Annotated in this window: 24 protein-coding genes and 1 pseudogene; 12 read left to right on the top strand and 13 right to left on the bottom strand. The window is 43.4% G+C overall.

Features of this window, described 5'->3' with window-relative positions; translation table 11 throughout:
* Positions 1-27: 27 nt before the first annotated feature.
* From GVT53_RS10580 to iolG, 11 genes are all read left to right on the top strand, one after another.
* Positions 28-1,935 (top strand): hypothetical protein, encoded by a 1,908-nt coding sequence (locus tag GVT53_RS10580; protein WP_166248600.1) that lies wholly within the window; start codon positions 28-30, stop codon positions 1,933-1,935.
* Positions 1,936-1,969: 34 nt separating this feature from the next.
* Positions 1,970-2,842, top strand: coding sequence for an alpha/beta hydrolase (locus GVT53_RS10575; protein WP_166248599.1), 873 nt, complete (start codon positions 1,970-1,972; stop codon positions 2,840-2,842).
* Positions 2,843-3,120: 278 nt separating this feature from the next.
* Entirely contained in the window at positions 3,121-4,140 is a 1,020-nt protein-coding gene (locus GVT53_RS10570) for a LacI family DNA-binding transcriptional regulator (RefSeq protein ID WP_166248598.1), read from the top strand.
* A 147-nt stretch (positions 4,141-4,287) separates the two neighbouring features.
* The gene (locus tag GVT53_RS10565) at positions 4,288-5,259 is read left to right on the top strand and encodes a class II fructose-bisphosphate aldolase (protein ID WP_166248597.1); all 972 of its coding nucleotides are present in this window, start codon (positions 4,288-4,290) and stop codon (positions 5,257-5,259) included.
* Entirely contained in the window at positions 5,256-6,146 is an 891-nt protein-coding gene (gene iolB, locus GVT53_RS10560) for a 5-deoxy-glucuronate isomerase (protein WP_166248596.1), read from the top strand. The genes GVT53_RS10565 and iolB overlap by 4 nt, the downstream gene beginning before the upstream one ends.
* A complete protein-coding gene (gene iolC / locus GVT53_RS10555) occupies positions 6,139-7,152 on the top strand; it encodes a 5-dehydro-2-deoxygluconokinase (protein WP_166248595.1) in 1,014 nt (337 codons plus the stop codon). Before iolB ends, iolC begins: the two co-directional genes overlap by 8 nt.
* Before the next feature lie 99 nt (positions 7,153-7,251).
* Positions 7,252-9,111 (top strand): 3D-(3,5/4)-trihydroxycyclohexane-1,2-dione acylhydrolase (decyclizing), encoded by a 1,860-nt coding sequence (gene iolD, locus GVT53_RS10550; protein WP_166248594.1) that lies wholly within the window; start codon positions 7,252-7,254, stop codon positions 9,109-9,111.
* A gap of 36 nt (positions 9,112-9,147) precedes the next feature.
* A complete protein-coding gene (locus GVT53_RS10545; RefSeq protein WP_166248593.1) occupies positions 9,148-10,746 on the top strand; it encodes a solute:sodium symporter family transporter in 1,599 nt (532 codons plus the stop codon).
* Positions 10,747-10,782: 36 nt separating this feature from the next.
* Positions 10,783-12,255 (top strand): CoA-acylating methylmalonate-semialdehyde dehydrogenase, encoded by a 1,473-nt coding sequence (locus GVT53_RS10540; RefSeq protein WP_166248592.1) that lies wholly within the window; start codon positions 10,783-10,785, stop codon positions 12,253-12,255.
* A 10-nt stretch (positions 12,256-12,265) separates the two neighbouring features.
* A complete protein-coding gene (locus GVT53_RS10535) occupies positions 12,266-13,171 on the top strand; it encodes a sugar phosphate isomerase/epimerase family protein (protein ID WP_166248591.1) in 906 nt (301 codons plus the stop codon).
* A 16-nt stretch (positions 13,172-13,187) separates the two neighbouring features.
* Positions 13,188-14,198 (top strand): inositol 2-dehydrogenase, encoded by a 1,011-nt coding sequence (gene iolG / locus GVT53_RS10530; protein ID WP_166248590.1) that lies wholly within the window; start codon positions 13,188-13,190, stop codon positions 14,196-14,198.
* A gap of 105 nt (positions 14,199-14,303) precedes the next feature.
* Here iolG and GVT53_RS21255 read toward each other — a convergent pair.
* The 6 genes and pseudogenes from GVT53_RS21255 to GVT53_RS10500 form a co-directional block, all read right to left on the bottom strand.
* A pseudogene (locus tag GVT53_RS21255) lies at positions 14,304-14,451 on the bottom strand (IS256 family transposase); the annotation flags it as partial.
* 620 nt (positions 14,452-15,071) lie between these two features.
* Entirely contained in the window at positions 15,072-16,028 is a 957-nt protein-coding gene (locus GVT53_RS10520; protein ID WP_166248589.1) for a hypothetical protein, read from the bottom strand.
* Positions 16,025-16,486 carry a hypothetical protein gene (locus GVT53_RS10515; protein WP_166248588.1) on the bottom strand — a complete coding sequence of 154 codons (462 nt, stop codon included), beginning with the start codon at positions 16,484-16,486 and terminating at the stop codon, positions 16,025-16,027. The genes GVT53_RS10520 and GVT53_RS10515 overlap by 4 nt, the downstream gene beginning before the upstream one ends.
* Positions 16,487-16,845: 359 nt before the next feature.
* Complete coding sequence (locus GVT53_RS10510; RefSeq protein WP_166248587.1) at positions 16,846-18,009, bottom strand: IS4 family transposase; 1,164 nt, start codon at positions 18,007-18,009, stop codon at positions 16,846-16,848.
* A gap of 289 nt (positions 18,010-18,298) precedes the next feature.
* Positions 18,299-19,156 (bottom strand): nucleotidyl transferase AbiEii/AbiGii toxin family protein, encoded by an 858-nt coding sequence (locus GVT53_RS10505; protein ID WP_166248586.1) that lies wholly within the window; start codon positions 19,154-19,156, stop codon positions 18,299-18,301.
* The gene (locus GVT53_RS10500) at positions 19,153-19,791 is read right to left on the bottom strand and encodes a type IV toxin-antitoxin system AbiEi family antitoxin domain-containing protein (RefSeq protein ID WP_166248585.1); all 639 of its coding nucleotides are present in this window, start codon (positions 19,789-19,791) and stop codon (positions 19,153-19,155) included. Before GVT53_RS10500 ends, GVT53_RS10505 begins: the two co-directional genes overlap by 4 nt.
* A gap of 315 nt (positions 19,792-20,106) precedes the next feature.
* Between GVT53_RS10500 and GVT53_RS21250 the strand changes: the two genes are divergently transcribed.
* On the top strand, positions 20,107-20,211 hold the full coding sequence (locus GVT53_RS21250) for a transposase-like zinc-binding domain-containing protein (RefSeq protein WP_417941801.1): 105 nt from the start codon (positions 20,107-20,109) through the stop codon (positions 20,209-20,211).
* Positions 20,212-20,885: 674 nt separating this feature from the next.
* Here the strand turns inward: GVT53_RS21250 and GVT53_RS10495 are convergent.
* The 7 genes from GVT53_RS10495 to GVT53_RS10465 all read right to left on the bottom strand — a co-directional run bounded on the left by GVT53_RS10495 (position 20,886) and on the right by GVT53_RS10465 (position 26,232).
* Complete coding sequence (locus tag GVT53_RS10495; RefSeq protein ID WP_240905208.1) at positions 20,886-22,508, bottom strand: type IV secretory system conjugative DNA transfer family protein; 1,623 nt, start codon at positions 22,506-22,508, stop codon at positions 20,886-20,888.
* A 5-nt stretch (positions 22,509-22,513) separates the two neighbouring features.
* On the bottom strand, positions 22,514-23,539 hold the full coding sequence (mobB, locus tag GVT53_RS10490; RefSeq protein ID WP_166248584.1) for a MobB family relaxase: 1,026 nt from the start codon (positions 23,537-23,539) through the stop codon (positions 22,514-22,516).
* Between the two features lie 2 nt (positions 23,540-23,541).
* Positions 23,542-24,129 carry a BfmA/BtgA family mobilization protein gene (locus GVT53_RS10485; RefSeq protein ID WP_166248583.1) on the bottom strand — a complete coding sequence of 196 codons (588 nt, stop codon included), beginning with the start codon at positions 24,127-24,129 and terminating at the stop codon, positions 23,542-23,544.
* A 531-nt stretch (positions 24,130-24,660) separates the two neighbouring features.
* Positions 24,661-25,110 carry a JAB domain-containing protein gene (locus GVT53_RS10480; protein ID WP_166248582.1) on the bottom strand — a complete coding sequence of 150 codons (450 nt, stop codon included), beginning with the start codon at positions 25,108-25,110 and terminating at the stop codon, positions 24,661-24,663.
* 75 nt (positions 25,111-25,185) lie between these two features.
* A complete protein-coding gene (locus GVT53_RS10475) occupies positions 25,186-25,566 on the bottom strand; it encodes a DUF6876 family protein (protein ID WP_166248581.1) in 381 nt (126 codons plus the stop codon).
* Between the two features lie 64 nt (positions 25,567-25,630).
* Positions 25,631-26,041 carry a single-stranded DNA-binding protein gene (locus tag GVT53_RS10470; protein WP_166248580.1) on the bottom strand — a complete coding sequence of 137 codons (411 nt, stop codon included), beginning with the start codon at positions 26,039-26,041 and terminating at the stop codon, positions 25,631-25,633.
* On the bottom strand, positions 26,038-26,232 hold the full coding sequence (locus GVT53_RS10465) for a hypothetical protein (protein ID WP_166248579.1): 195 nt from the start codon (positions 26,230-26,232) through the stop codon (positions 26,038-26,040). The genes GVT53_RS10470 and GVT53_RS10465 overlap by 4 nt, the downstream gene beginning before the upstream one ends.
* Positions 26,233-26,708 lie beyond the last annotated feature (476 nt).

Genomic DNA, 26,708 nt, shown 5'->3' with positions numbered 1-26,708 from the left:
TCCCTTCCAATGCATTAAATTAGTGCCATGACAAGAATATCTATCTATTGTATTTCGTTGTTCAGTTTTTTGCTGACAAATGCCTGTTCGTCTGATGGAGATGATCCTGCGACAACACCCCCACCTTCCAAAGGAGAAGAAAATCCCGACCCTGAACCTGTGGTACGGGATTCCACAACTGCTTTTTATAGACAATTTTTCTTTAGGGGCACGCATAATTCCTATTCCGGCAACCAAGGGGGGATGGAACGGGAAGGGTTGGCGACCCAGCTTGAAAGGGGGCTCAGGTTCTTTGAGTTTGATCTTTTTAGTTTCTATACAGCGGAGGAATTCAGGGCCAATTGGACCGAAGAGGTGGACTATCTCTCCTCTTTCCATCATATGGATAAGAGTTATCTATTTTCCTACTCGAATGTCGGTGGGCTATTAAAAATATATGAAGTGGTCAACGGGGAGCAAGAGTTGAGATATGATAATAGCACAAATCCATGGACGGAAGAAAATAGAGAATTCAATGTGTTGAACTACCAAGGTGAACAGTACGTTTTGGATTATGTTCCAACCAGTGGTGATTTAACAGTACACAACTTCGACGGAACGGTTTTGAGTGAGTTGGGATCTAAAAATGCAGGGGTTGTAAATGCTCGGTTATCCAGTTTCGTTTTCGATGAAAAAGCATTTATCACTTTGTATTCCAGTGATATGGGGACTTATGAAATTAAGGAAGTCATTATTGATGGTGATGATGTTGGATTGGGATCCACACTTTATAAAGTGGAATCCGTGCCGTCAGGAGAATCCTTTTACCCTTTTGAGCAAGACGATAGGCTCTATATTTTCCGGCACAATGTCAATACCGTGACCAACTATAGGGTAGAGTCCATTGGGATCGGGAATACATCCTGGTCTATGGAAAATTCTGAGATGGGAAGTTCCGATTTGTTGAAAGGGGATGTAACGATGGTCCAATCCAATGGAAAGACCTATGTCAACTCCTATACGTCGAATGGAAATGTAATAGGTTCGCAATTGATAATTGATGAGGATATTCCGGTTTTGGTGTATGAGTACAATAATGAAACAGATGTATTGGTAGGGGCAGAGGTGAAATTGAATTCGATGGATACGGGCTACAATTTGTTGTTGAAGAAGGGAAACGCTGTACAACTGTTGGCAATTCACGTTGGGGAATTGGTTTTAGGACATGATGCCCCTGGCGATGAAGTCGACCTTACCGTTGATAACCCATCCTCCATATTACTTGAAGATTGGATTGATTATATGGTACAATGGAGCGATAACAATCCGAACCATGAACCTCTTTTTATTATGACCGAGTTAAAAGAATACGAACAGTGGTTGGCAGATGCCAAATGGCAGTATATAATTGAACTAATGCAGGCCAAATTTGGTGATAGGCTCAGGTATCATAGTTCAAGTGGTTTCCATAGTGAGGGCATTGTTGACCAAGAGAAGATTGTTGATGGAAAAACCCTTTACTTTATGGATGAAAATGGTTCCAAGGAAGGAGGTTTGCTCGGAAAGGTGGTACTTTATATCCAACCCAACAATAACATTACCAAAAGTGAGTACACCAATAACTTTCAACCTTTTGGAACCTCCAGTGGGGTGCTGCAAGAGAATTTTTTGCAACTCAAGCGATATAGGGAGGACAATAAATTGGTGTCGCCAGACTGGAGAAATCCCGACAATTACGGAAATGATATCGGGGCATATATAGATGCCAAGGATGATAGTTACATCAGTCGCATCTTTCATATGGAAAGTTCGGATGGGGATGGGCAATATGACAATATTCGTTGTACAAATGTAATGTTTGCTGTTTCGGACAGGCCTTATGAAGGGTTATATGTCGACTATGTAGAGGAACAGGAAGTAAGGAACGATTTGGAAAAGGTCGTAGGATGTGATTGATTTGTCACTATTTGTCAATACTTAATACTTAATCATGAGATTTATCTTTTTTGTTTTATTTTATAGTTTTATGTTGTCGGGACAAGCCCAAGATTATATTGTGCCTCTATGGGAGGATGAGGTTCCAAATGCCAAAGTGTCCACACTTGAAGAACAATTGAAAAATCCTAACGCTCGGGTAATATCCAAAGTTATTGACCCGTCTTTGGAGGTGTATTTGCCATCGTCGGTTATCAATACAGGGACTATGGTTATGATATGTCCTGGGGGAGGATATGGTGCGCTAGCATATGACAAAGAAGGAACTGATATAGCCAAGTGGTTGAATGGTCAAGGTATAGCTGCCGCTGTACTAAAATATCGTTTACCGGAAGACGAATCCAATCAAGTACCACACCTTACTCCATTAATGGATGCCAAGCAGGGAATCGAAATACTCCGCTCCATGGCTGGACAATGGGGTGTCGATCCCAGTAAGGTAGGAGTGATGGGTTTTTCTGCCGGTGGACATTTAGCATCTACGTTGGGAACCCATTTTGAGGAAGCCAACCGACCTGATTTTATGATATTGATCTACCCGGTAGTGACGATGAAAAAGGATTATACCCATAATGGTTCTAGAAACAACCTGTTGGGGAATGAACCTTCCAAAGAATTGGTGGACCTATATTCTAATGAATTACAGGTGAAACCGAATACTCCGACGACCTTTATACTGCATTGTGAGGACGATTTGGTTGTCCCCGTTGAAAATAGCATACAATTCTATGGTGCACTTAAAAAAGAGGGGGTAAAGGTGGAAATGCACCTTTATCCGGACGGTGGACATGGGTTTGCCATGGGCTTTCAACACGGTAGGCTGGCCACTTGGAGGTCATTGTTATTGGAATGGTTGAAGGCAATATGAACCGTGGGGATTAAAGTTGTCAAGTAAGCCAAAAGTATGCCGGTTGGGGACATCTTGTCCCAATGCACTATTACGCTATGAGAACGGAATGGCCCGTTTTGGAGCCATTGCCCGGTAAAGTTTGTGGGGTAAGGTTACTTTTGTAAAAAGAGACTTTAATGTGGGATATTTGTCGTATTTTGTTTATTGATATCGTGGACCTGCCCGGTAACTATGGCGGTAACCTTTTACTTTGTCATATTGGGCTGTACCATGAATAAATGATTAATGAATGAAATATGAGGAAGGGACGGGTAACCTTAAAAGATATTGCTGTTAAACTGAATTTATCGCCCTCTACGGTTTCTAGGGCACTCAATGACCATCCAGCTATTGGTGATAGCACTAAAAAGGCAGTCAAGAGGTTGGCTGAGGTTTTGGATTATCAACCCAATCCCATGGCTTTGGGGCTGCTGCAAAAAAAATCACATACCATAGGGGTCATTGTTCCAGAGATAACCAGCCACTTTTTTTCTGCAATTATTACGGGGATACAGGATGTTGTTGGGCCTACCCAATACAATATTATGATATGTATTTCCAACGAGTCTTTTGAGGAGGAAGTCACTTTGGTGAAAAAATTGTCACGCATGCGTGTGGATGGCATTTTAGTTTCTCCCGCATCCGGCACCAAGAGCTTTGAACATTTTCAAAATTTGCAAAAAAACGAAATTCCTGTTGTGGTGTTTGACAGGGACTGCCCTGGGCTGGACTCGGATAAAGTATTGGTGGATGATTATTCAGGGGCCTACCAAGCAGTAGAGTACCTGATTCATTCCGGATGTAAAAAAATTGCACACTTGGGAGGGCCGTTAAACTTGAGCACCACAAAGCACAGAATGCAAGGTTACTTGGATGCATTGGAGAAAAATAATATGCCAATCAGAAAAGAATACATACAACATGTTCAGGGTTTTTCCCATAATGACGGATTGAAGCCTGCAAAAAAACTGTTGAACCAAACTGATGTACCCGATGCCATATTTGCGATAAATGACAACATTGCGACCTCGGCCATGCACATAGCCAAAAAAAATGGACTTAGGATTCCTGAGGATATATCCATTGTCGGATTTGATGATGAACCTCATTCCACATATTTTTCCCCGTCACTATCCACAGTTTGGCAACCGGTATACAGTATGGGAATGTTGTCTGCCAGGATATTGCTGAAACGTTTGAAGGATAATAACGTAGCGAAGAACTTTCGTGAAGAAATCTTTAAGCCTGAATTGGTGGTCAGAGCTTCTTCCAAATAGGGTTATGTAGTTTTTTCCAGTTAAAAAGGTGCCGGTTTTCATGCAAACCTTTGCATGGAGTTTTTGCTGTAATTCTTTCTGCCATAGTGTTTTTTTTGTTCTTTTATCCTCGGCAATAGGTTATTGCCAGCACATAAAAATTAAAACATGGTAGTTTCTCCTAAAGTATTTTTTGATGATTGTTATGGGGTCTATGGGATTGCAGCGGTAAATGTTTTTACCATGGAGCAAATACTCGGACTGTTCCGTGCTGGCCAAAAAGCCAATGCTCCTTTTATAGTGCAGTTGACACCTGTAGCAAGGGATTATGCCCACGCCAAAATGTTGTCTGCCATGATAGGTGCGGCTTCCAGGTGCTATCCCAACGCCGTCTATGCGGTCCATTTGGATCATGGCAATGAAACACACGCTTTTGATGCCATAGATTCAAAGGAATATCAGTCCGTTATGATAGATGCATCACACGATGACTTTGAGACAAATGTGACAAGGACTAGGTCTGTGGTGTCAAGAGCCCATGAACACAATATAATGGTAGAGGCGGAATTAGGGGTTTTGGCCGGTGTGGAAGACGATGTGTCCATTGCAGAAGAGGACTCTTCCTATACAAAACCTTCGGAGGTGGCCAGGTTTGTCAAAGAAACTTGTTGTGACAGTCTTGCTGTTGCCGTAGGCACGAGTCACGGGGCCTATAAGTTTTCTGGAGGACAGGGCATTCAATTCCATATACTTGAGAAAATCCAGGAGAAACTCAATGGATTTCCTATTGTGCTGCACGGAGGATCTGCGGTCAATACCGAAGAGATTGAAAGAATCAACAGGTATGGAGGTCAATTGGCCAGAGGAGCTGCTGGGGTATCGACAGATGAGCTTGTAAAATCCATAAAGTACGGTGTGTGTAAGATTAATATCGCTACAGATACACGATTGCTATGGGCCAGGGTGCATCGTGAATTTTTTGGGGATGAACCCGAATTGTTCGATCCAGTCATTCCCGGGAGGAAATATATGAAGGAGTATGAAAGGTTTATGCTGAACAAGTTTGATTTGCTTGGAGCCACTGGGAAAGCAGACCGTATCAAAAAAAGAATGAACAATAAATTAGTACTGAACAAATGAGCAAAAAATCCCATTTACTGGTAAGGCCTGGGAAATCAAAGGGAGAGTACCATAAGGTGACGCCGGAGACCGCAAATTGGAACTATCTGAGTTTTGGGGCACGATTGATGTCAAAAGATGAAAAGTGGACACATCGAACCGGGGACAATGAAATGGTCATCGTCCTTCTGGCCGGCAACTTCAAAGTGGATAGTGATAAGGGATCATGGGAAACTGTAAATGGTAGAAAGGATGTTTTTAGTGGGGTGGCACATACACTCTATTTGCCAAAGGGAAGTACTTTCACCTTAACCGCAACCAGTGAAGTGCTCGACATAGCTTATGGATGGTGTTTGGCCGAGGAAGATCATCCGGCCAAGTTTGTTGCCCCAGAGGAAGCCCCGGTGGTTATTTTTGGGGGCGATAATGCTACCCGTCAATTTAATGACCTTGTGCCTCCGGGATTTGGCTGTAGTAAAATCGTGGTCAGGGAAGTGTACACACCTTCGGGAAACTGGAGTTCTTTTCCCGCGCATAAACACGATGAGAGAATCGTGGATTCCCAAGGAAATGTTTTGGAGCCCATACAAGAGGAAACGTACTTTTATAAATTTCAGAAACCTGAAGCTTACGCCATACAACAGGTATATACCTTGGACCGATCTTTGGATGAAATCGTGAGACCCCACCACAATGATGTGGTATTGATCCCAAAAGGATTTCATCCTGTAGTGGCCGAACACGGCTTCCATTGCTACTATCTTAATTTTTTGGCAGGAACGGATCAGTGTCTGGCCAATACTACAGATCCAAATCATGAATGGATATACGGTTCGTGGAAGACCAAGGATGAAAGATTACCCTTGGTAACGGCAAAAATGAACAAACAACAACCAAATAATGGATAGTAAAAAATACGACGTAATTACATTGGGTAGGTCTTCTATCGATTTATATTCACAGAACATAGGTTCTCCTTTCAACGAAATAAAAGGGTTCGACGCCTTTGTGGGAGGCTCTCCTTTGAACATTGCAGTGGCCTGTTCTAGGCTGGGGCTTCAATCCAGTCTCCTAACGGCCGTAGGCAATGATAAAGTGGGGGAGTTCATCATAAATTTTTTGAATTCCGAAAAGGTGAATACCGAGTGTATTCCCATAAAAAATGGAGCGAGAAGTAGTGCTGTGGTTCTGGGAATTGAACCCCCGGATAAGTTTCCGTTGGTTTTTTATCGCGATAACGCCGCAGATAGTCAACTTGATATTGATGATGTATTGGCTGCCAATATATCAGATTACAGGGTGTTGTTGATCAATGGAACGGCAATGAATGTTGAACCCAGTCGGAGTGCAACCTTCTTTGCTACAGAAATAGCTGAGAAAAATGATGTTGACATTGTATTGGACCTTGATTTCAGGGCCGATCAATGGCATGATTACCGCGCTTTTGGGATAACGATGAGAGCGATTTTGCCCAAGGTGAAGATTGCCATTGGAACGGAAGAGGAGATTCTTGCAGCTACCCTAAGTGAGGCTTCCCAGGTCGTTATTAAGCATCAGCAGATATCCGCACCTGAAATCACAGGTGACATTGAGAAATCAATAGCATGGTTGCTCTCTTCCGGGATAGAGACACTTTTGGTAAAAAGAGGAGGGGATGGGGTCAGTATCTATACGAAGGACGGCTCTAGGCAAGATGTTCCGGGCTTTCCTGTTGAAGTGGTTAATGTCCTTGGGGCTGGTGATGCTTTTGCAGGCGGCTTTATTTATGGTTTGCTTAAGGGCTGGGATCTGTATAAATCCTGTCGAATGGGAAATGCCAGTGGGGCACAGGTAGTGACAAAAAAAGGGTGCGCGAACTTTATGCCGACAATCGAGGAATCCTTAAAATTTATTGAAGACAAAGGAGGGTTTTAATTGTGGGCCCGCAGTATCCAAAGTTGTGTAAACAAAAAGGGTGTTCAAATGATGGTACCCGAAACGTGGCAATTAACTAAACACCATAGAAGAAAACCAATGAAGACAATACGATTAACGGTGGCACAGGCAACCATAGCCTATTTGAAAAACCAGTATGTGGAACGAGATGGAAAGGAACACAAGTTTTTTGCCGGATGTTTCGGTATCCTGGGACACGGTAATGTAGCAGGCATCGGACAGGCTTTGCAGCAAGAGCCGGATTTTCCGTTCTATGTTGCACGTAATGAACAGGCCATGGTGCATGCTGCGGTGGCATATGCTAAAGTAAAGAACCGCTTGGAGAGCTTTGTGTGCACGACATCCATTGGGCCTGGAGCCACAAATATGGTTACAGGCGCTGCTTTGGCCACCATAAACCGAATCCCTGTATTATTGATACCAGGTGATATATTTGCGACCAGACAAGTGGCTCCGGTCCTTCAACAACTGGAATCCAGTATTTCCCAGGACGTTTCGGTAAACGATTGCTTTAAGCCCGTGTCTAAATATTGGGACCGTATCAACCGCCCAGAGCAATTGATTACTGCACTCCCAGAGGTTATGCGGGTATTGACATCCCCAGCTGATACTGGTGCTGTAACCCTTGGCATCCCCCAAGACGTACAGGCGGAAGCATTTGATTTTCCGATTGATATGTTCCGTAAAAAGACCTGGCCTATTGGCCGGACATTGCCAGATCGTTCCCTTTTACAGAGAGCGGTCACCTTAATTAGGGCAAGTAAAAAACCCTTTATTGTAGCTGGAGGAGGTGTGATTTACAGCGGAGCTACTGAAATATTGCAAAAACTGGTTGAACGAACAGGTATCCCGGTGGGGGAAACATATGCAGGAAAAGGTTCTTTGCCTTATGATGTCCCTCAAAACCTTGGTGCCATCGGGGTAACGGGGACACCAGGTGCCATTGAAATGGCCAAGGATGCTGATGTGGTTATTGGTATAGGTACACGGTACAGTGATTTTACCACAGTGTCCAAATCAGGGTTTCAAAACCCCAATGTACGTTTTATCAATATCAATGTGACCGAATTTGATTGTTTTAAACATGGCGCTTTACCCTTGGTGGGGGATGCCAAGGCGGTACTGGAAGAACTTTACGAACATCTTTCCGATTTTGAAGTGATGGAAACCTATAGGAAAAGGGTAGTGGAACTGAATCAAAGCTGGGACAGTTTTGTGGAAGAAATCTACAGCGAAAGGAACGAATCACCTGCTTTTCAGGGTGAGGTCATTGGAGCGGTAAACAATTTTTCGGATGCCAGGGACATTGTCCTTTGTGCTGCCGGGAGTTTGCCGGGCGACTTGCATAAACTATGGAGGACAAGAGACCCCAAAGGTTTTCATTTGGAATATGGCTATTCCTGTATGGGGTATGAAATCGCGGGTGGATTGGGCGCCAAGATGGCGCGCCCCGATAACGAGGTCTATGTGATGGTTGGTGATGGGAGTTATCTGATGATGTCCCAGGAAATCGTTACCTCAATACAGGAAAGAAAAAAGCTTACCATCGTGTTGTTGAACAATGATGGATATTCCAGTATAGGCTCGTTATCCGCTTCTTTGGGAAGTGACGGATTTGGGACCTATTATCGGTACAGAAATGAGGAGACCCAACAGTTGGACGGTGGGTTGTTGCCCGTTGATTATGCTGCCAATGCGGCCAGTATGGGGGCCCATGTTATCAAAGCTTCCAATGTGAGTGAGTTGCACCAAGCCCTCAAAGAGGCGAAGAAAATAGATCGGACGACTTTGATATACATAGAGGTGGACCGCAAAAAGGCGGTGCCCGGATTTGCCTGGTGGGACGTTGCAGTAGCCGAAGTTTCACAAAAGGAAGAAGTCAACGCATCCTATAAAACCTACCGGGAAAATAAAAAACAACAAAAGTATTATCTCTAAACAAGCACATAACAAACTAACAAATAAACAAACTGGATGGACTCTGACTTATTCATCATCTTCACCTCATTTATTCTATTCACTGTTGGGGTTGCATACTTTACTTGGTACAGCCTTAGAAAGACCAACTTAAAATCTTCGGATGGCTATTTTTTGGGGGGGAGAAGCTTGACAGGAACTGTCATAGCCGGATCTATGCTATTGACAAATATTTCCTCGGAACATTTGATCGGTATGAACGGCAATTCGTACGTCAATGGATTTATTGTGATTGCTTGGGAGGTTACCTCCTCAATCGCCCTGGTCGTGGCAGCTGTGTTTTTTGTGCCCAAATATCTTAAAATGGGACTTACTACCATACCGCAATTCCTCGAAAAACGGTTTGATGGCTTCACGAGGTCACTGGTGGCAGTTATCCTTATCTTTTCATTTGTTGTAACGCTCTTGCCCATTGTCTTGTATTCAGGGGCCATTGGTATAGAAAGTTTGTTCGGGGTTTCTGAAATCCTTGGGGTGGATAAAACGGAGGGTTTATGGATCACCGTGGTCATCATAGGTGCCATAGGATCCATTTATGCCATTTTTGGGGGGTTGAAGGCTGTTGCATTTTCAGATACCATTAATGGTTTTGGACTTTTGTTGGGAGGTTTGCTGATTCCAGTTCTTGCCTTGGTGGCCATCGGGGATGGTAATCCATTGGACGGCCTCTACAAAGTGTATGAATTTGCACCGGAGAAATTTAATGTGATAGGCGCCCCTGATTCGGTATTGCCCTTTGAGGTGCTTTTTACCGGGTTGATAATTAACCAATTGTATTTCTGGGGGATGAACCAAACGATAATTCAAAGAGCCTTGGGAGCAAAGAACTTAAAGGAAGCACAAAAAGGGCTATTGTTGACCGGATTGTTCAAAATTTTGATTCCTTTGATCATTGTATTGCCCGGGGTTATATGTTTCTTCTATTTTCAAGACGCGTATTATGACCAACAGGACAGTGTTTATCCCCAACTGGTCAAAAAGGTATTGCCTGTGTGGTTGATCGGTTTTTTTGCCGCTGTCATTATGGGGGCGGTTTTGAGTACCTTCAATTCCGTGCTCAACTCAGTGGCCACGCTTTTTAGTATTGATATTGTAAAGAAACATTTCAAGAAAGATATCAGTGATCGTAAACTTGTGTTCGTTGGCAAATCGACTTCCGCAATATTGGCGGTGGTGGCGATTTTTACTGCGCCAATGATGGCCAACGCCCCCGATGGGCTCTATCAACTGTTACAAGAACTTAACGGAATATATTTTATCCCCATAGCTTCTATTCTCCTGGCCGGATTTTTTATGAAGCGGGTATCTGCAACGGGGGCAAAGGCCGCTTTGTTTTTTGGACTTGCATTCTACATCTTCATGTCGTGGATATACACCGGCCATGGTATTCATTTTGTGCACCTATGGGGCATTGAATTTGTGATGAACGTAATCATCATGTTTGTTGTTTCCCATTATTATCCCAGACAGGATAGTTATGAAATGACCGATGTTGGAGCGGTAAGCCTTGTGTCATGGAAATATACCAAGGCTATGTCCATTGGGCTTTGTTTGGTCACCGTTTTGATATATGTATTGCTTGGAAGTAATTCATAGTTAAATAAGTTAATAAATAGTTTAAGAATAAGAATAATGAATATTTTAAAAAATTACATTGACGGACAGTGGTCCACGAGTGAATCAAAGGAAACGATACCTGTTTATAACCCGGCCAATCAAGAAATTTTGGCTCAAGTTCCCTTAGGCAATGAAACCGTTAAGGACGTTAATCGTGCTGTAACAACGGCTCATAGTGCATATATGGAATGGAGTAAGGTTCCTGTGATGAAAAGGGTCCAAGTGCTCTATAAGCTTAAATCTTTGTTGGAGGAGCATCGGGAAGAGTTGGCTGTTATCATAACAAATGAATCGGGAAAGACTAAAGCTGAGTCCCTTGGAGAAATTCAACGGGCCATTGAAAATGTAGAGGTCGCCTGTGGAACCCCAATGCTTATGGGAGGGGATATTATTGAGGATATTGCAACGGGGATTGATGAGATGATGATTCGACAGCCTTTAGGGGTATCGGCCTGTATCACGCCATTCAACTTTCCGGGAATGATCGTATTTTGGTTTTTGCCCTATGCCATTGCAACGGGTAATGCTTTTATCGTTAAACCTTCGGAAAAAGTCCCTTTGACCATGATGAAAGTGTTTGAACTCATCGATACATTGGATCTGCCCAAAGGGTTGGTGAGTTTGGTACATGGGGGCAAGGAATCCGTTGATGCGCTGTTGGAACACCCCTTGGTCAAAGGGATCAGCTTTGTGGGAAGTACACCTGTGGCCCGTTATATTTATTCTAAAGGAACGGCAAATGGAAAACGTGTTCAAGCACAGGGTGGCGCTAAAAACCCTGTTGTTGTTATGCCCGATGCCGATAAGGAAATGTCCGCAAGAATTATCGCGGATTCAGTATATGGATGTGCAGGCCAACGATGCCTTGCTGCATCGACAATTATTAACGTAGGTGATGAAAAAGGGGAATTTAAGGAATCCCTGTTTGAAATGGTGAAAAAACGTACCACGGGCTATGGATTGGACAATGTGGATATGGGACCGGTTATCACACCAGAAAGTAAAATAAGGATAGAAGGACTTATACAAAAGGGAATAGATGAGGGGGCCAATATCCTATTGGACGGAAGGAAAGCCAAGATTGAGGGGTATGAAAAAGGAAATTTTATAACACCTACCATATTGGAAAATGTGGCATTGGACAAAGAACTGATAAGGACTGAGATCTTTGGTCCTGTGATGAGCCTAATATCCATGAAAAACATTGATGAGGCCTTAAAGTTTGTCAACAATGGGAGCTATGGAAATATGGCATGTTTGTTCACAACAAGTGGTGCCAATGCCAGAAAATTTCGAAATGAAGCGGATGCAGGGAACATCGGTATAAATATAGGTGTTGCTGCTCCCATGGCGCAATTCCCGTTCAGTGGCTGGAAGGATAGCTTTTTTGGTGATTTGCATGGCCAGGGAAAACACGCGATAGAATTTTTCACACAGACCAAAGTGGTAATTGAACGTTGGCCAAATATATGGTCCCGTAAATTTTAAGGTATAAAGAATGATTAAAATAGCAAATGCTCCTTGTTCTTGGGGAGCTCTGGAATTCGATCTCGATAAAAAATCCGAAGAAATAGGCTATGCGCAAGTTTTGGACGAAATACAGGAAACGGGTTACTTAGGTACCGAACTTGGTGATTGGGGCTATATGCCAACGGACCCCAAACGTTTAAGGGAGGAGATATCCAAACGTGGCTTGGAGCTTTTGGGAGCCTTTGTCCCTGTTGCATTGACAGATGAAAATCAACACAAAAAGGGGATTGAATCTGCCATCCAGGTTGCTCGACTGATGTCTATGGCCGGATATGACAAGGCTTTCATCGTACTCGCCGATGACAATGCGTCAGTGCCGGAAAGAACCATAAACGCGGGTAGAATCAGCTCCGAAATGGGTTTGGATACTGAACAATGGTCAATTTTTGCAAGGGGTGCCGAGGAAATAGCCCGTAGCGTAAAAAAAGCCTATGGAATCCGTACTGTTTTTCACCATCATTGTGCTGGGTATGTTGAAACACCTGACGAAATAGATATTTTGATGCAGTTGACAGATCCAAATATTTTGGGGCTATGCCTTGATATGGGACATTATGCATTTGGTGGGGGCGATCCCGTCAAAGCCCTAAAAAAATACAAAGACAGGATATGGCATGTACATTTTAAGGACTATGACCCAGTGGCCGCACAGGAATCCAGAAATATTGGAGGGGATTATTTTGATGCTTTGAAAAGAGGTGTCTTTTGTGAACTGGGCAAAGGGAATGTGGATTTTAAATCGGTCGTGGAAATCTTGGATAATATGGGGTATGAGGATTGGATCGTAGTGGAACAAGACATACTTCCAGGGATGGGCAATCCAAAAATATGTGCCAAGGCAAATAGGGAATATATCAAGACATTAGGGTTATAGTTATACATTTATATCAATGAGAAATTTAAGAATAGCCATTGCTGGCTTAGGGAGAATCGGCAAGATCCATTTAGGGAACCTTTGCCAAATGCGGGGAGTGGAAGTCGTGGCTGCCATGGATCCCTTGGAAGAAGGTAGACAGTACGCCAAAGAAAAGAATGTGCCATGTGTTGTTTCCGCATATAAGGAAATGTTGGATGCCACAGCTCCGTTGGATGCGGTAATAATATGCTCTCCAACAGATACCCATGCCGAATATGTGGAAATGGCGGTAAGGGCCGGAATAAATGTATTTTGTGAGAAGCCTTTGGACTTGTCCTTGCAACGGGTGGTCGAGGTACTTAAGGTGGTGGAGGAATCCAATGTCAAATTAATGTTGGGTTTCAATCGAAGGTTTGACAAAGAATTCAAAAAAGTTAAGGAACTGGTGCAAAATGGAGCGGTTGGCCATCCTCATCTGGTCAAAATAACCAGCAGGGACCCCGGGGCGCCACCAATAAGCTATATTGAGAAATCGGGAGGACTGTTTTTGGATATGACCATCCATGATTTCGATGTGGCCCGTTTTGTGGTTGATAAGGAGGTTGAGGAGGTTTATGCCAAAGGAACTGTTCTGATAGATAAGGCCATTGGCGAGGCCGGGGACATAGATACTGCGGTAGTCACATTGACCTATACGGATGGAACTATGGCCGTAATAGATAACAGTAGAAAAGCATCTTATGGATACGATCAAAGGATCGAGGTCTTTGGTTCAGAGGGAATGGTACAGTCTAATAATAATTTTATGGATTCCCATAAGCTGTACAACGCCGAAGGGATACATGCAGCTCTTCCACTACATTTCTTTTTGGAAAGATATAGGGACGCGTATATGGTAGAAGTACAGGATTTTATAAATAGTCTTGGAAAAGGGGTTGACGTGCCCGTCAATGGTAACGATGGATTGCAATCTCTCAAAATCGGTCTTGCCGCCATAAAATCTTTAAAGGAAAATAGACCGGTAAGATTAGCTGAAATTGTTTGAAAATGTTGGGTATGTTGATTTTGTAATAAAGGATTATTGGAGGATACTATCCCAATAAGTGTGTAAGTTGAAAAGAAAGGGGGTGACTTTATTTAAAGTCTGCCCCTTTTTTTCATAAATAGTAAGGAACTGGTTCAAAATGATGTCCCAGTTCCTAATGGGCATAGGCCACTTCGTGGTGGCCTCCCGTGTTGCCAAATGTACGGATTGTATCATCGCTCGGGAAGGAAAGCTTGTTCTTGGTGTACTTCCTTTTTTCCGTCCCTGCACAGGCCCACGGCCACGTAGAGGTCTTGGCGAAGACCTTGGAACTCTCATGCACCTCGAGTGCGATGCCTTCCACCATGTTGCCTCGTTTGGGCACGATCATGGGCTTGAAACCGGCATCCCTGTCCCTGGGGACGGATATCTCGGACTCTCCGAAGGAGGAGCCCGCCATCTTTTTGGAATAACCGTTACGGGAGTAGCCACCCTTGGAGCGTTTCTTTTATAATCCAGGTTGACGTCCAGTTCCCCTTCCAGCATCTTCTCGATGTGGGCTACTGGAGTTCCTTGAGAAAACCGTTCAGTTCCTCTCCGAATTTCAACTGTTTTAAAATCTCATGATTGTACAATTCTTCTTTCTTCATAAGGTGTAAATATTTAAAGTAAAAGAAATAGCGGGGGCATATCCCCGCCAATTTTCTATTTACACACTGTATGGGATAGTAGGTATCAATGACTAGTTTGTGTTTACAATAATAAGGGTGTGAAATTTATATTTCAGTAATATAAATCGTGTTTATCTGGACATGTTACCTTTACCCTAACAGAAAATTTGCAACTGGTTTGTTAGGTTTATGGTAGTATTGTTAAAGAGGGGAAGGTATGCTTTTACTTTTTTGAAAATATGTTTACCGCAATACCTTCTAAAGCATTTTTTTGCGTGGCCCAAATATTCAATTTCTCCCCATTTTCCACTTCTAGTCCCGCAGCGCCGATAAAATCCACTCCATTGGTGCAGTTGAAATACTTTGTTCCGATTTTTTCCATTTGTGGCTCGAAGTGATCCACACTGCTCACATAAATAAGGTCAGCTTGAGAAATATTCATTTCTTGATAGAACCCAATGGCATAGATGTGCTTTTCGTCCATAATGAGATTGATGGATTGATAACTTGCCCAATTGGTAGGTGCGTCAAAACTTTTGAGCAACCTGTACTTTCCATTTTCAGGTTCAACGGCATAAAAATCCCAGATTCGGGAATCCCAATTGGCCACTACCATTAAATAACCCTCGTCGAGAGCCAATAGTCCTGTTGCACCGGCTGTTGGTCTTTTCACTTCCCCGAACCTATCAATAGTGATATCGGGTAGTGACTTATAAAGGTTACCATTCCTATAGTTGTAGATGCTGGCCTTGGCCCTGGTTTTATTGAAATTATCTTCAATCCCTACCGCAAGATATCCATTGCTTACTTGGATTCCTCCCGCATGTCGGAAAGGATCTTTCATAAGTGTGATAAGGGTGTCGGTTTCTTGGCTTTCTAAATCCGCTTGTAGGATATAAGATCGGTGTAACGAACTTCCAGAAACCAAAAGTTTTTTTCTTCCATGGATTTCCATTACCTGAATCCCTTGAAAATGCCCATTTTCCGTAGGGACATCCAGGATGTTCCTTATATGGATTGTGGTTGGACTGGAATCGATGTCGTTGAATGCTTCGGGAACATTCTTTACTTTTTGGGACCACGTCGGGAAAGAGCATAGTAGGAGTGGAATTACAAAGTATGGTAATTTGAAAGTGCCTCTTAGGCTAGGAAAAACGAAGACAGCTGTTCTTTGAATCATTTCATTGGCTGGTTTGATGGTTCATAAGGTGCGCAAAACTTCTCACTGTTTGTTAATTGCCAAAGTGGAGTCTTTGTGGGGCTGGTATCCATATCTCGGTGATTAGTTCGGTCGGATGATACAAAATCTGGTCCTCCCGTGGGCCATTTTTCCGATTCAATATTTAAGATGCACAGATACTCTATGGTAGGGATGGCCCGGACGGGATAAGTTGATTCTTCGGGATTGATAAGTGAAGGACTTGTCATAAATGAATGGGTAAACAGACCCCTTTCTTTAGCATCCCTACCAAATGCAGTTTTTACCATTTTGTCCCCACATGCGCTCGTATGCAACCATGATTGATTGTTCGCTAAAATAAAAATTTTGGGCCTCTCCATCTTTTCGGTCAAACCTTGGTTATCGGGAGTTCTCTGTGTTGCGTTGATACAACCAAACACAATTGAAAGTAATGGCATAAGGATGACTTTCAGTAGTATGATATGCACAAGGATAAAATTTAGTTTGTTTGGGTAAACAAATAAATATCATTTGTCCAATTATATGAAAGAAATGATGTATTGTTTTATGCAAACCTTTGCATTTTTTGAAGAAAGCATAAAATGAGGGGAATAGAAATATGAAACCATTCTTGGTAATTATTGCTTTAGATTTCCAATTGGAATCGCACAAGGCGTATAAAATAGTATACAAATAGATTATTGATACCTGTTTCGGTATCAAATGACGAACTGCTCCATACCACTTGAAAAATCCAATAAAAAGATAGTTTTCCTTTAAAATAAATCACTAGTGTCCCATTAAAATTGGGGCGTTTTTAAAAATTAAATAAACTTTGCCCATTAAGGCTTATTCGTTCTTTGTCATTTTGAAATTTAGTTTTGCTAAAGAGTTCCCGAAGGTTCGTTTTATCTGTCAGTGAGATGCTTAATATTTGGAGTACTTCATATGTGCTTCTGTCCAGTTTCATATCGTGCTGAACGATTGCCACCAAGCAGTATGTGCATATAGCGGCATAGATCTGGATTCTAACAGCATTCTCGCTAGTACCCCAGAACTTCTTGATTCTAAGGTGCTGCTTCAGCCATTTGAAAAACAGTTCTACCTGCCATCGGTTCTTATAAAGTTCAGCAACTTGCAGAGCTGAGATGTAGCAGGCATTGGTCAAGAAAACAAACTCACGGTTTTGCTCCTCATCCCAGTATTTGACCAAGCGAAGCGGCCCGGGATAGTACTGCTTCGGATAAAATCCGGTCAATTCAATTGTCACATCTGAAAGTACATTCCGGGGCAACCTGCGTTTCCATTTGATGGATTTGTATTGAAGGTTCTTTTTTGCCCTGATAACGAAGTAGGCTCCTATCTGATGGATCTTGTACAACATCTTAAAGTTATTGTAAGCTCGGTCAAATATATAGTAAGAATCTGGTTCATAGGGGATTTCTTTCATAGCCTTTGAGTCGTGTACAGAAGCTTCAGTAATATGAAAGAATGTCGGTATCTGTGTTTCTACATCATACAATGTATGCACTTTGACACCTCCTTTTCTCTTACGGAACTTTGCCCACCAAAATATGGAAAGGCATAGGTCAATCGTCGTCGAGTCGAAAGCGTAAACGTTACCACCGAGATTGAAGATGTTGGTGGTACGCTTCTCTCTTGCTTGGTTTACCAAATAGTAAGCATACTCTTCAAAGATATGATAGTCCCTATCCTGATTGGCTCTTGCCAAAGATGATTTTGAGACATTCTTGCCCATTCCCAAATGGTAACATTTGGAGTGATGGGCGTCCAAGGCGACAATCAGACCCCTCAAACTTTCACGATTGGAGAGCTGGCCGAACATCAAAACAAGGAGTTGATTCCAGCAGCTGAAATGCTTCACATATTTGTCACCTTCATACTTGGCGACAATACGATTGAACTTACTCCGATTAAGAAACGAGACCAACTGAGCGAAAACGTATTTATCTTGAAACATATGCTGTCAGATTCATCTGATACAAAGCTATGTTTTTCAAGTCCGTTCGCTCGAAAAACCTCTGTAACTAACTATATTTCAAATATTTCAAAGGACAATTTTAGATTTTAATGGGACAGTAATGAAAATAAATAAAAGCTTGTATTTTTAATTATTAGGAATGAGAAAGACATGGATCAATAGATTATGATAGACCTATGGACATGTTTAAAAAGGCAGCATAAATTAACCTAGATTTGTAGAAAACCTGTCCTGTTAATTGGGGAATGAACAGATAATTGACTTGACTTTATTCGCTTTTGAATTTGATTTTCCCAACTAGATCATGGAAATATTCAGGGCTCCAAATACTTAAAACATCATCATTTTTAATAAATCTGATAACGTCTTCTTTGATGTTTTTAAATGATACTGAATCAATTTTTTTTTGGAGTATTTCAATTATCTGATCGGGAGAAATATCGTCCGCTTGCCAGTCGTTTGTGTCTTTCGCCCTTGCCAAAAAATGGCTCAGATCTAAAGAAATTCCCTTCTTGATATACCATTCCAAATCATACCAGTCCCGCCCTTTTACCCTATTTTTCCATTGTCTAAATAATAATGCGTGCACTTTACCAGCAAACAAACTTGGCCCGGCAAAACACTTTACATAAAAAGAAAATGGCCTGAGCAATAGCTTTTCTTCTGTATTAAAGTTCAGGGGTGGCCGCCGGTCCACTTCTATCTTTATTTTCAGGGTCCTATTTGAACGTACCCCTGTTTGTTTAATAACATCTTCAAGTACGATTTCCTGCCATATGGTTTCAGCTTTCAAAAAAGCAGAGTCTATCGCTGATTCTTTTGTCTTTTTCTTTTCCTTGATGCTGACATTGAGTCCCAACGATTTGAATTCATCCAGAATTGCCTTGAAATAAGGTTCTATGGAAAAATTGGGGTCTGGTTGAAGTAAAGAGAAACCCAGGTCTTCTGAATACCTGTCCAGCCCATAGAAAATCCTGAGAGCGGTTCCGCCGTAAAAAGCTGCTTTTTCAAAAAAATCGGTCCTCGATAAACCTGCCAATGTGATTTCTTGCATTATTTCGCGTAGTGCGGACAATATCTCATCTTCATTTCTTGGATTATATTCTTCTATCCATTCTTTGATCATAGTACCCTCAATGTTTTGATTAGCATTTTTAAACTGTTTTTTTTAGGTGCGTTTTCGATCCATGTTTCCATAATCTCCTTATTCAATGTGTTCAATATTTCACTGTCCATTCGAAGATCGTCCAATAGAAACTGTTGCGTTTGCTTGATGCTTCTGAGATTGACCCTTGGTGTCAAAACGATTTTATCGCACAACGCCTTTTCAGGAGAAGCAATCAGTGCTGTTTGTTTAGGGGAGTATACTATACTTTTTATTCCGTAAGAGTAATAGGGTAACTTTAGTTGATGGTAACTAAACCTTCCAACTGGGGTTTTATATGTTTTTGAGGTTTTTATAGTTGCCGAACTTATCTCATAGGTTCTCTCCGGGATTAAGTTCCAGTAGAATAGTGCAGTTTCCAGTGAAACATAACTGGGGCCCCTTAGGTGATTTGCTATTAGAAAAGGTTCCGGTGATGGTAGATCCATTTCTGGCCCTGTTATATACAGTCCCCTTCTAATGGGTATGAGCTCATTGTTTTTGATCAACTCACTGATTTTATCGTTGGGTCGATCATAATCGCTAAGCAACTCCAAAATTAAATGTCTAGAGATGGGCCCTTCTGCAAAATCTTTTATCTTCGCTCTAAAATCCATATTGTAACTATATGACTAGATAATCGGATATTTTCCGATTAAGTATCATAAAAATAACAATAAAATGTAAAATATTAAACACATAATCGGATATTTTCCGATTGTGTGTACTTTTTATGACAACTGTATTGAAGTGGGGTAATGTAGTAAAACAGTTGTTTTTGCTTATTATTGAATTTAAATAATTAAAAGCCAGTGTTTTGGATGCTTTCCAGATACTGGTTTTTGTTGCTGTATGGGGTTCTCTGTTCTAAGAAATTTCATTAGCCCTCGTGATACAAGGCTTCTTTTCAATATCGTGTAGTAGATTAGTGGATGGAAAAGAAACGCTGCCCCAACTGTAATGGATATGCCATAAAGAATGGAAAACAAAAAGGCAATCAGCGCTACAAGTGCAAACTATGCCAAAAATCATTTTAATTACAATACCAATACAAAGCCTATGAGCCCCAAGTGGATTCACTAATAAAAACGTTGTTAAAAGAAGGTTGTGGGGTACGGAGCATTTCAAGAATATTGGGCATTTCTCCCAAAACGGTACTTGTAAATCTTCAACTAAAAGTGGACTATTTTGATAACAATTAAAGAGACACTTTTAGTTGACGTAGTTACCCCTTATACCGGCAGGGTTTGCCCCCCTATGGTTCCAACTACAAATAAACAAAGGTTTGTTTTTGTGATACCCAAAGTTGCCATGGGCAGCTGTGAAAACTTATTAGTGGGGCTTCGAGAAAAACATGGGTATAGACTAGTTGTTATAGGTTCAAAGTAATATGTCTTTATTCTAGCATGAATATTTTAATCATTTGGCGATGTCCTAAAAGGGGTAGGGCTACATTTTTAGGGAAGGCTACAAGTCGTTGAGAAATATTCTTAGCGAATTGTCTTTTATAGCTTGTTTCCAACGGTCCGGGCCATCATTAGTTTACTTTTCATAGTAGTAAAGTCAGCTTTAACCTGATTATAATGTTATAAAACATAATTTTTCAGTGATAGTGGACCAGTCGAGAACAACAATTGTTTCTTGAGGTAGGGACTGTACGAAAAAGTTTTATTCCACTGCTGGCTTGATGTATACTTTGACAGGATTCATATTAGGGCTTTTGAAACAATCCCTTGACCTCCAAATGTATCCTATTAAAGTTGGCAGCTATTTCAGGGCTATCAGATGTGAATTTTAGATGTGGTAAATCCCGCTCTGCCTTTGGCACCGGAAACCGCACTTTTCTGTCCTTCCCATCCGAAAAAGCGATAAACTCTCCTTGTTTCAATCGGAAGAACTCCTCGGACCGTACCTTGCCCACTTCACGTTCAATGTTGGTTATCCGGGTATCGGATGCCATAAAATCCACTTTCTTGCTCACGCTCCGTAAGGGCTTTTTGACCAATTCGAAAAAGCGTTCATAATAGTAGGCGGTGTCAGGATCATTGGCCTTCCCAAAAAACTGATAGGACAGGTTGGAGAGGATGGCCCTACTGGCTTTATCGCCGTACATCATATCGTTCTGTGCCTTGTCCTGCATCACATAGACGGTGGTGATGTCATAGCTACGTAGGGTAGCGGGGATTCGGTGCATATTGAGCAGCCGGATGGTCGGGGCCTCTTCCATCAATACAAATGAATGTCTTTGCCCCCTAAGGCTCATCTGTTTGATAACGGTATGCAGGATGGTTGCAATGATGGGGGAGTAGGCGGTCTCGAATTTGGGATGGTTGACGATAGATAGTATAGCAGGGTGTTCTGGGTTGTTGATGTCCAGGTCCACTTCATCGGCGGAGAGGGCCATGAATATCCGGCGGGTCGATATTTTCTTGAGGGCGTTGGCTAGTGTAGAGAGCACCCCGGCAGTTTGTCTTTCCGAGGCCCTGCCTGCGATAAAGGCATCGGCCATGGCTTTGGCCACCAAGTCTTGGCTCAGCCATTGGATGAGATGGTCAGGTTCCAACAACTGGTATACGGCAATCAGATGGGGCAGGGTACAGTATTTGGGATGATGGGTACGGAGCATCCATATCAATCCGCCCAGCAGTCCTTCGACGGCATCGTTGAAGAACTTGGAGGCCCCTTGGGCCACGGACTCCCGTTGTTCGAGAAGGTTTTCCAGTAGGACCCGGGAGACCTCATTCACACTTTCCTCATCGGGCAGGTATCGGGGCGCAATGGGATTCACCCTTTGGTGGATGGTATCAAAGGACACGATATGAAAAGGAATGCCTTGGTCTTTGAAGAGGGGATAGGCCAGTTCGGTGATCTCAAAGTGTTTGTAGTCATGGATGACCCCACAGAAGCCATGTTTCTGAAAATGTCGTAACAAGGCATTGACCACGGATTCCGTTTTCCCACTTCCGGCAGAGCCGATAATGGAAATTCCCCTTCTAATGTTTTTGAGTGTCAGGGCACCGCTGCGTAGTGGCAGCCGAGCTTGGTATTTCGGGGGAATGGTGTCTTCGTCCTCATGTATATGAAACAACAATCCGATTAGCATATTCAGGAAGAGCGAAGGAAGCAGGGCATATAACAATAAGGGTGCTACAATGATCCAATCCAAGAAGTAAACAAACAGAGCGCTATCCAACGTGAACAGCCCTGTAACTATCAGCCCACCCCTTCGGTGGACATATTGGAACAGCAGCATGCCCAGGCCTAAGGGAAGGTACAGCCACCACCAATGTTGAGTGAAAAAGATATCAATATGATCAAGGTACTCCAAGGACATAGCGGTTAGATTTCAATGGAGCTGGCCTTTCGGGCCAGGGCTGCGGCCTTTTGAAGGCGGGCGATGGTCTTTCGGGCGATGGCGACCTTACTGGTCGGAATGTTGGGCAGCGGTACCTTGGCCCCGGTCTTGGACAACAGTTTGAGGGCCACGGCCCGTTTGGAGGCGGGCAGTCCCATGATTTTGGAAAAGTAGGCCTTGGGGTCTTTGTCGAGGGTCTTTCGGGCCTTGTAGGATTCCACATAGTTCCGGTTGTATTTGAACATCCGATCAAAGGTCTTTTCGGCTTTGTCAAAAAATTGGTCCCTACGGAAGCCCCGTTTGACGGTCTTTCCATGGAGTTGGACCTCGGATTCACGGTAGCTGCTCCCTGGGGACAGACTATAGGTGTTGGTAACGTCCTTCCGGCTCATCACGATATGCACATGCGTTTGGGAACCCGGTTTTTGCATCCCGGCTGTGATGGGCTTTCCATCCAATTTATGGGGCATTTGTTTGTAGAGTCGGTCAATATCCCGTTGGATGTGTTTGGGATTCCCTTGGAGGGCTCCGCGGTTGACCTTGGCCAAGTCATTTTGAAGTTTGGCGATCTGTGCCCGATAGGGGCGGTTTTCCCGGATTTCCCGGTCCCGTCCGGAATAGGTCCGTTCCTTTTCGATCTTGGCAAAATATTTCAGTTGCTCCACTTGAACGGGTTCCTTACGGTAGAAGGAAGCCGCATAGTCCTTCATGATCTCCCGGACATAGGCCTTAAGTTTTTCGGGATCATTTTGGATGGCGGCCAGTTCCCGCTGACTGGGATTGATGGTCAGGGAATAGAACTTGGGCTCGCTTTGTTTGAGTCGGTCCGTATTGGCGTCGATTTCCTGGACCACGGTCTTGGGATCGATATGGTCTTGCTGTTGGTTAAAAAAAGGTTCCTGTTGTTCGGGGGAGAGCGCCTTGTTTTCTTTTTCCAGATAGTTTACAAAGTCCGCTGAGCTTTGGGAAAAGGTCTCGCCTAGATGTTGTCGGGTAATGGTGATGTACATGGCTATGGTATTTTAAAATGTTCTTGAACGGCCTTCCATTCGGATAGGGTCATATCCAATTGGAGTCGGGGGGTACCGAGAGTCGGACGGATGACCTTGACCCGATTCAGGAGTTGCTCGTTGATTAGGGTTTTAAGCTGGGCCAGTTCCTGTTCCAGGAGTTGGTGTTGTTTGCGCTCCTCGAGCAGGGCAAATTCGGTATCGAGGTCCATCCCTTGGATCTCGGGAATGACCAATTCGGCCTTGGGGATATCGCCAGCCTTTTGAGTTGAGGAGGTCGGTCCTCCTTCAAATAACAGTTCCATCATCGCCTTGGTGGGCATGATACCGTGCTTTTCGAGATCCTTGATGATGGCGATGGTGGCATTGTTGCGTTTGGCGGTAAAGTCACGGAACTTTTGGAGGAAGTCCATGATCAGGCCCATGCGCTTGCCCAGGTTTTCGTGGGGGGAGATCTCATTGTACTTGAAGAAATCGAGCATCCCAGAAAGGGCCAGGGTATGGGTCTTGTAGTACATGCGCGAGAAGGACTGGAACCGTCTGGCGGTCTCCTTTTTGAAGCGTATGTTGCTAAAACTTTCAGTTCCCATAGATGTTTTTGGTTTGGATTTGCCGCAAATCCATGCCTGTTTATAGGGGTTTCGGGGGCATTTGCCGCAAATCGGGGCCTCCCAAGGCCCATGTTTAATAATCTTTTCAATAATAAACCACTGTAAAACAGCGGTTTATTTAAAAATCAATACATGCAACACCGGCTGGCCGTGTTGCCCTCTTGCTCTTCCTTATTGTGCGCAGCACAAAATTCATCGCCTAGGTCAAGGTATTGGATGTGCGCTATTGAAGGAAAAAGGGATAAAATTTTAAGAAGGGAAAGGATATGGAAATATGGATTTTGCAGCAATTGCCGGAAAAGGCTGGATTTTTATTAAAATGGTGGAGATGATTTAGATAGGGAAACCGTCTCACCATACCATCAACGCCATTGAAAAACCCGAAAGAAAAGGGACTACAAAACAGATTGAATTTAATTTGCATATGACAGGTCATAGACCGAAAGAAGCCACCCCGATGGGATGGCTATCAAGTTTCAGCGTATAAAATGGCTGTCGTGAACGGACAACTCACAGCAGGCCATTATCCGCGAAACTAAAGTAGTCCCCGTTGGGCACGATGATCAGGTGATCGAGCACTTTGATATCGAAGAGTGCAGCAGCCCGTTTGATTTTTTGGGTCAGCTGTTTATCGGGCTGGCTGGGTTTGAGGTTCCCCGAGGGGTGGTTATGGGCGAGGATAATGCCCACGCTCAAGGTCTTGAGCACCACGGCAAAGAGGATGCGCAGATCTACCACGGTACCCGTGATGCCCCCATCGGACACCTGATAGGTACCTTTGACCCGATTGGAATTGTTGAGCAATAGGATTTTAAAGGATTCTTTAAGGGCCAGGGTATCGGCATCCCAATTTTGGTGCAATAGTGCGGCCACATCACGGGAAGAGGACAATTGGGGAGTTTGGGATATTCGGGTATGCTCCCGGTAGCTGATTTTTATTTCATTAACTTTAAAGATCATTTTTCTAAATTTTAGGGTTAAGAAGAATGAAAGAGGGGATGTACTAAGGGTTATTGGGGCATCCCCTCGACCATTTTAATATTCGGAGGGCAATAGCAGGGTATTGTCCACAAAAAAGAGTCGGATCTGTTCCAAGGGAAAATCCGTAAAATGGTACTGTTGACGAGCAAGTACGGTCCCGTTGCCATCGGTGTAGGTAATCACGGCATCATGGCCATGGGTTTCCACTTCGGATGGGGAATAGCGTTTAAAGTCGATGGTAATAAACCGGCTTTTGTCCTTTAGGCTCCTGCCCATTATGGAGGCGTCTGTCAGCAGCCAAAAGGCGTTGGCGGTCTGTGCTAGGAATTGTATGCCCTCGGTGTACCGTGTTCGGCAGAGGGGAAGGGTAAAAATCTGTTGCGAGCCGCAAAACTGGCTTAGCTGTTCTTTGAGGTGTTGGGAGTTTGTTTCCATGGGAATTGATTTTGGATTGAACAAAAAGAAAAGAAGGGATGCCCGAAGGGGGCACCCCGGGGTGCTAGGCATCCTTTTTGGTGGATGTCTTTTTAGCGGTCTTGGACTTGGGCGTCTTGGACTGGCTGTCCTCTTGGGCAGCTTTGGGACCCATTAGCAGCACTTCATCGGCGATGATTTCGGTCACATAGCGTTGGTTGCCGTCCTCGGTGGTATAGGAACGGGTCTTGATCTTCCCTTGCACGCCGATCTCGCTGCCCTTGGCGGTGTACTTTTCGAGGATGTCGGCGGTCTTGCCCCAGGCCACGACCTGGTGCCAGTCGGTATTCTGGATCTTTTCCCCTTGGTTGTTGGTGTAATGTTCATTGGTGGCCATGGGAAAACGGGCCACTTTACGGCCTCCATCGAGGAGGGTGATCTTGGGGTCTTCCCCCACATTTCCGATTAACTGTACATGATTTCTGAAATTGCTCATGATTGAAAGGATTTATGCCCAAATCGGGCGGTTAGAAAATAATTGAACTCTTGATTGACGGACCGAACCACATCCCCAGCAGCAATACAACAAAAGCCGAAGGCCACTGATTTACTTATGGTATCCGGAGCGTCTTCCTTTTTTTGAAGGTTTTGTGCTGCTTCCGATATATGGGATGTGTACGATTTCATGTTTTGTGGTATTTGATTTACTTCCAGTAGTGCCATCGCTGTCACCTTTTTTTGATGCTAAATGGGATACGGCATCCCTTGCTGTGGGAGCCGTATAAAAAAGAAACCCCACCGAAGTGGGGTCTGGCTTTATGCCGGCTACAGGAAGGGATGTTGTTGTTTTGCCACCCAAAAAAGGAGGGACGGCGGGCTTAGCAGGGAATATCAATAACGAAACTGGAGAAGTTCATATGCCATGGAAGCGGCACGAAACAAATTATAGGAGTCTGACTCCCATATAGAAGGTCACAGATGTAGTTTGGTGTGCCTACGTATAGCTGGGGTATTATTGAACTTATTGAAAGATGATTGGCCAATTTTGGATGGCAACGAAGTAGCTGTATATGAGTATATCAACTGAAAACAGCCCGGATTCTCTAGTTATGACCGGTACCTAAATATGGGAGGAGGTCAAGAGCAAAATTCAGTGGATAGGG

This window comes from Flagellimonas oceani, assembly GCF_011068285.1.
Taxonomy (GTDB): Bacteria; Bacteroidota; Bacteroidia; order Flavobacteriales; family Flavobacteriaceae; genus Flagellimonas; species Flagellimonas oceani.
Note: the sequence above shows the minus strand (reverse complement) of the source record. Positions and strands in the feature narration are given on the sequence as shown.

Excerpts from the sequence above, each read along its gene's own strand:
- iolD (WP_166248594.1), top strand. The coding sequence starts at position 7,252 with ATGAAGACAATACGATTAACGGTGGCACAGGCAACCATAGCCTATTTG.
- GVT53_RS10485 (WP_166248583.1), bottom strand. The coding sequence starts at position 24,129 with ATGGGAACTGAAAGTTTTAGCAACATACGCTTCAAAAAGGAGACCGCC.
- GVT53_RS10470 (WP_166248580.1), bottom strand. The coding sequence starts at position 26,041 with ATGAGCAATTTCAGAAATCATGTACAGTTAATCGGAAATGTGGGGGAA.
- GVT53_RS10545 (WP_166248593.1), top strand. The coding sequence starts at position 9,148 with ATGGACTCTGACTTATTCATCATCTTCACCTCATTTATTCTATTCACT.
- iolB (WP_166248596.1), top strand. The coding sequence starts at position 5,256 with ATGAGCAAAAAATCCCATTTACTGGTAAGGCCTGGGAAATCAAAGGGA.
- GVT53_RS10540 (WP_166248592.1), top strand. The coding sequence starts at position 10,783 with ATGAATATTTTAAAAAATTACATTGACGGACAGTGGTCCACGAGTGAA.
- GVT53_RS10520 (WP_166248589.1), bottom strand. The coding sequence starts at position 16,028 with ATGATTCAAAGAACAGCTGTCTTCGTTTTTCCTAGCCTAAGAGGCACT.
- GVT53_RS10505 (WP_166248586.1), bottom strand. The coding sequence starts at position 19,156 with ATGATCAAAGAATGGATAGAAGAATATAATCCAAGAAATGAAGATGAG.
- GVT53_RS10535 (WP_166248591.1), top strand. The coding sequence starts at position 12,266 with ATGATTAAAATAGCAAATGCTCCTTGTTCTTGGGGAGCTCTGGAATTC.
- GVT53_RS10475 (WP_166248581.1), bottom strand. The coding sequence starts at position 25,566 with ATGGAAACAAACTCCCAACACCTCAAAGAACAGCTAAGCCAGTTTTGC.
- GVT53_RS10565 (WP_166248597.1), top strand. The coding sequence starts at position 4,288 with ATGGTAGTTTCTCCTAAAGTATTTTTTGATGATTGTTATGGGGTCTAT.
- mobB (WP_166248584.1), bottom strand. The coding sequence starts at position 23,539 with ATGTACATCACCATTACCCGACAACATCTAGGCGAGACCTTTTCCCAA.
- GVT53_RS10570 (WP_166248598.1), top strand. The coding sequence starts at position 3,121 with ATGAGGAAGGGACGGGTAACCTTAAAAGATATTGCTGTTAAACTGAAT.
- iolC (WP_166248595.1), top strand. The coding sequence starts at position 6,139 with ATGGATAGTAAAAAATACGACGTAATTACATTGGGTAGGTCTTCTATC.
- GVT53_RS10480 (WP_166248582.1), bottom strand. The coding sequence starts at position 25,110 with ATGATCTTTAAAGTTAATGAAATAAAAATCAGCTACCGGGAGCATACC.
- GVT53_RS21250 (WP_417941801.1), top strand. The coding sequence starts at position 20,107 with ATGGAAAAGAAACGCTGCCCCAACTGTAATGGATATGCCATAAAGAAT.
- GVT53_RS10515 (WP_166248588.1), bottom strand. The coding sequence starts at position 16,486 with ATGCCATTACTTTCAATTGTGTTTGGTTGTATCAACGCAACACAGAGA.
- iolG (WP_166248590.1), top strand. The coding sequence starts at position 13,188 with ATGAGAAATTTAAGAATAGCCATTGCTGGCTTAGGGAGAATCGGCAAG.
- GVT53_RS10580 (WP_166248600.1), top strand. The coding sequence starts at position 28 with ATGACAAGAATATCTATCTATTGTATTTCGTTGTTCAGTTTTTTGCTG.
- GVT53_RS10510 (WP_166248587.1), bottom strand. The coding sequence starts at position 18,009 with ATGTTTCAAGATAAATACGTTTTCGCTCAGTTGGTCTCGTTTCTTAAT.
- GVT53_RS10575 (WP_166248599.1), top strand. The coding sequence starts at position 1,970 with ATGAGATTTATCTTTTTTGTTTTATTTTATAGTTTTATGTTGTCGGGA.
- GVT53_RS10465 (WP_166248579.1), bottom strand. The coding sequence starts at position 26,232 with ATGAAATCGTACACATCCCATATATCGGAAGCAGCACAAAACCTTCAA.
- GVT53_RS10495 (WP_240905208.1), bottom strand. The coding sequence starts at position 22,508 with ATGTCCTTGGAGTACCTTGATCATATTGATATCTTTTTCACTCAACAT.
- GVT53_RS10500 (WP_166248585.1), bottom strand. The coding sequence starts at position 19,791 with ATGGATTTTAGAGCGAAGATAAAAGATTTTGCAGAAGGGCCCATCTCT.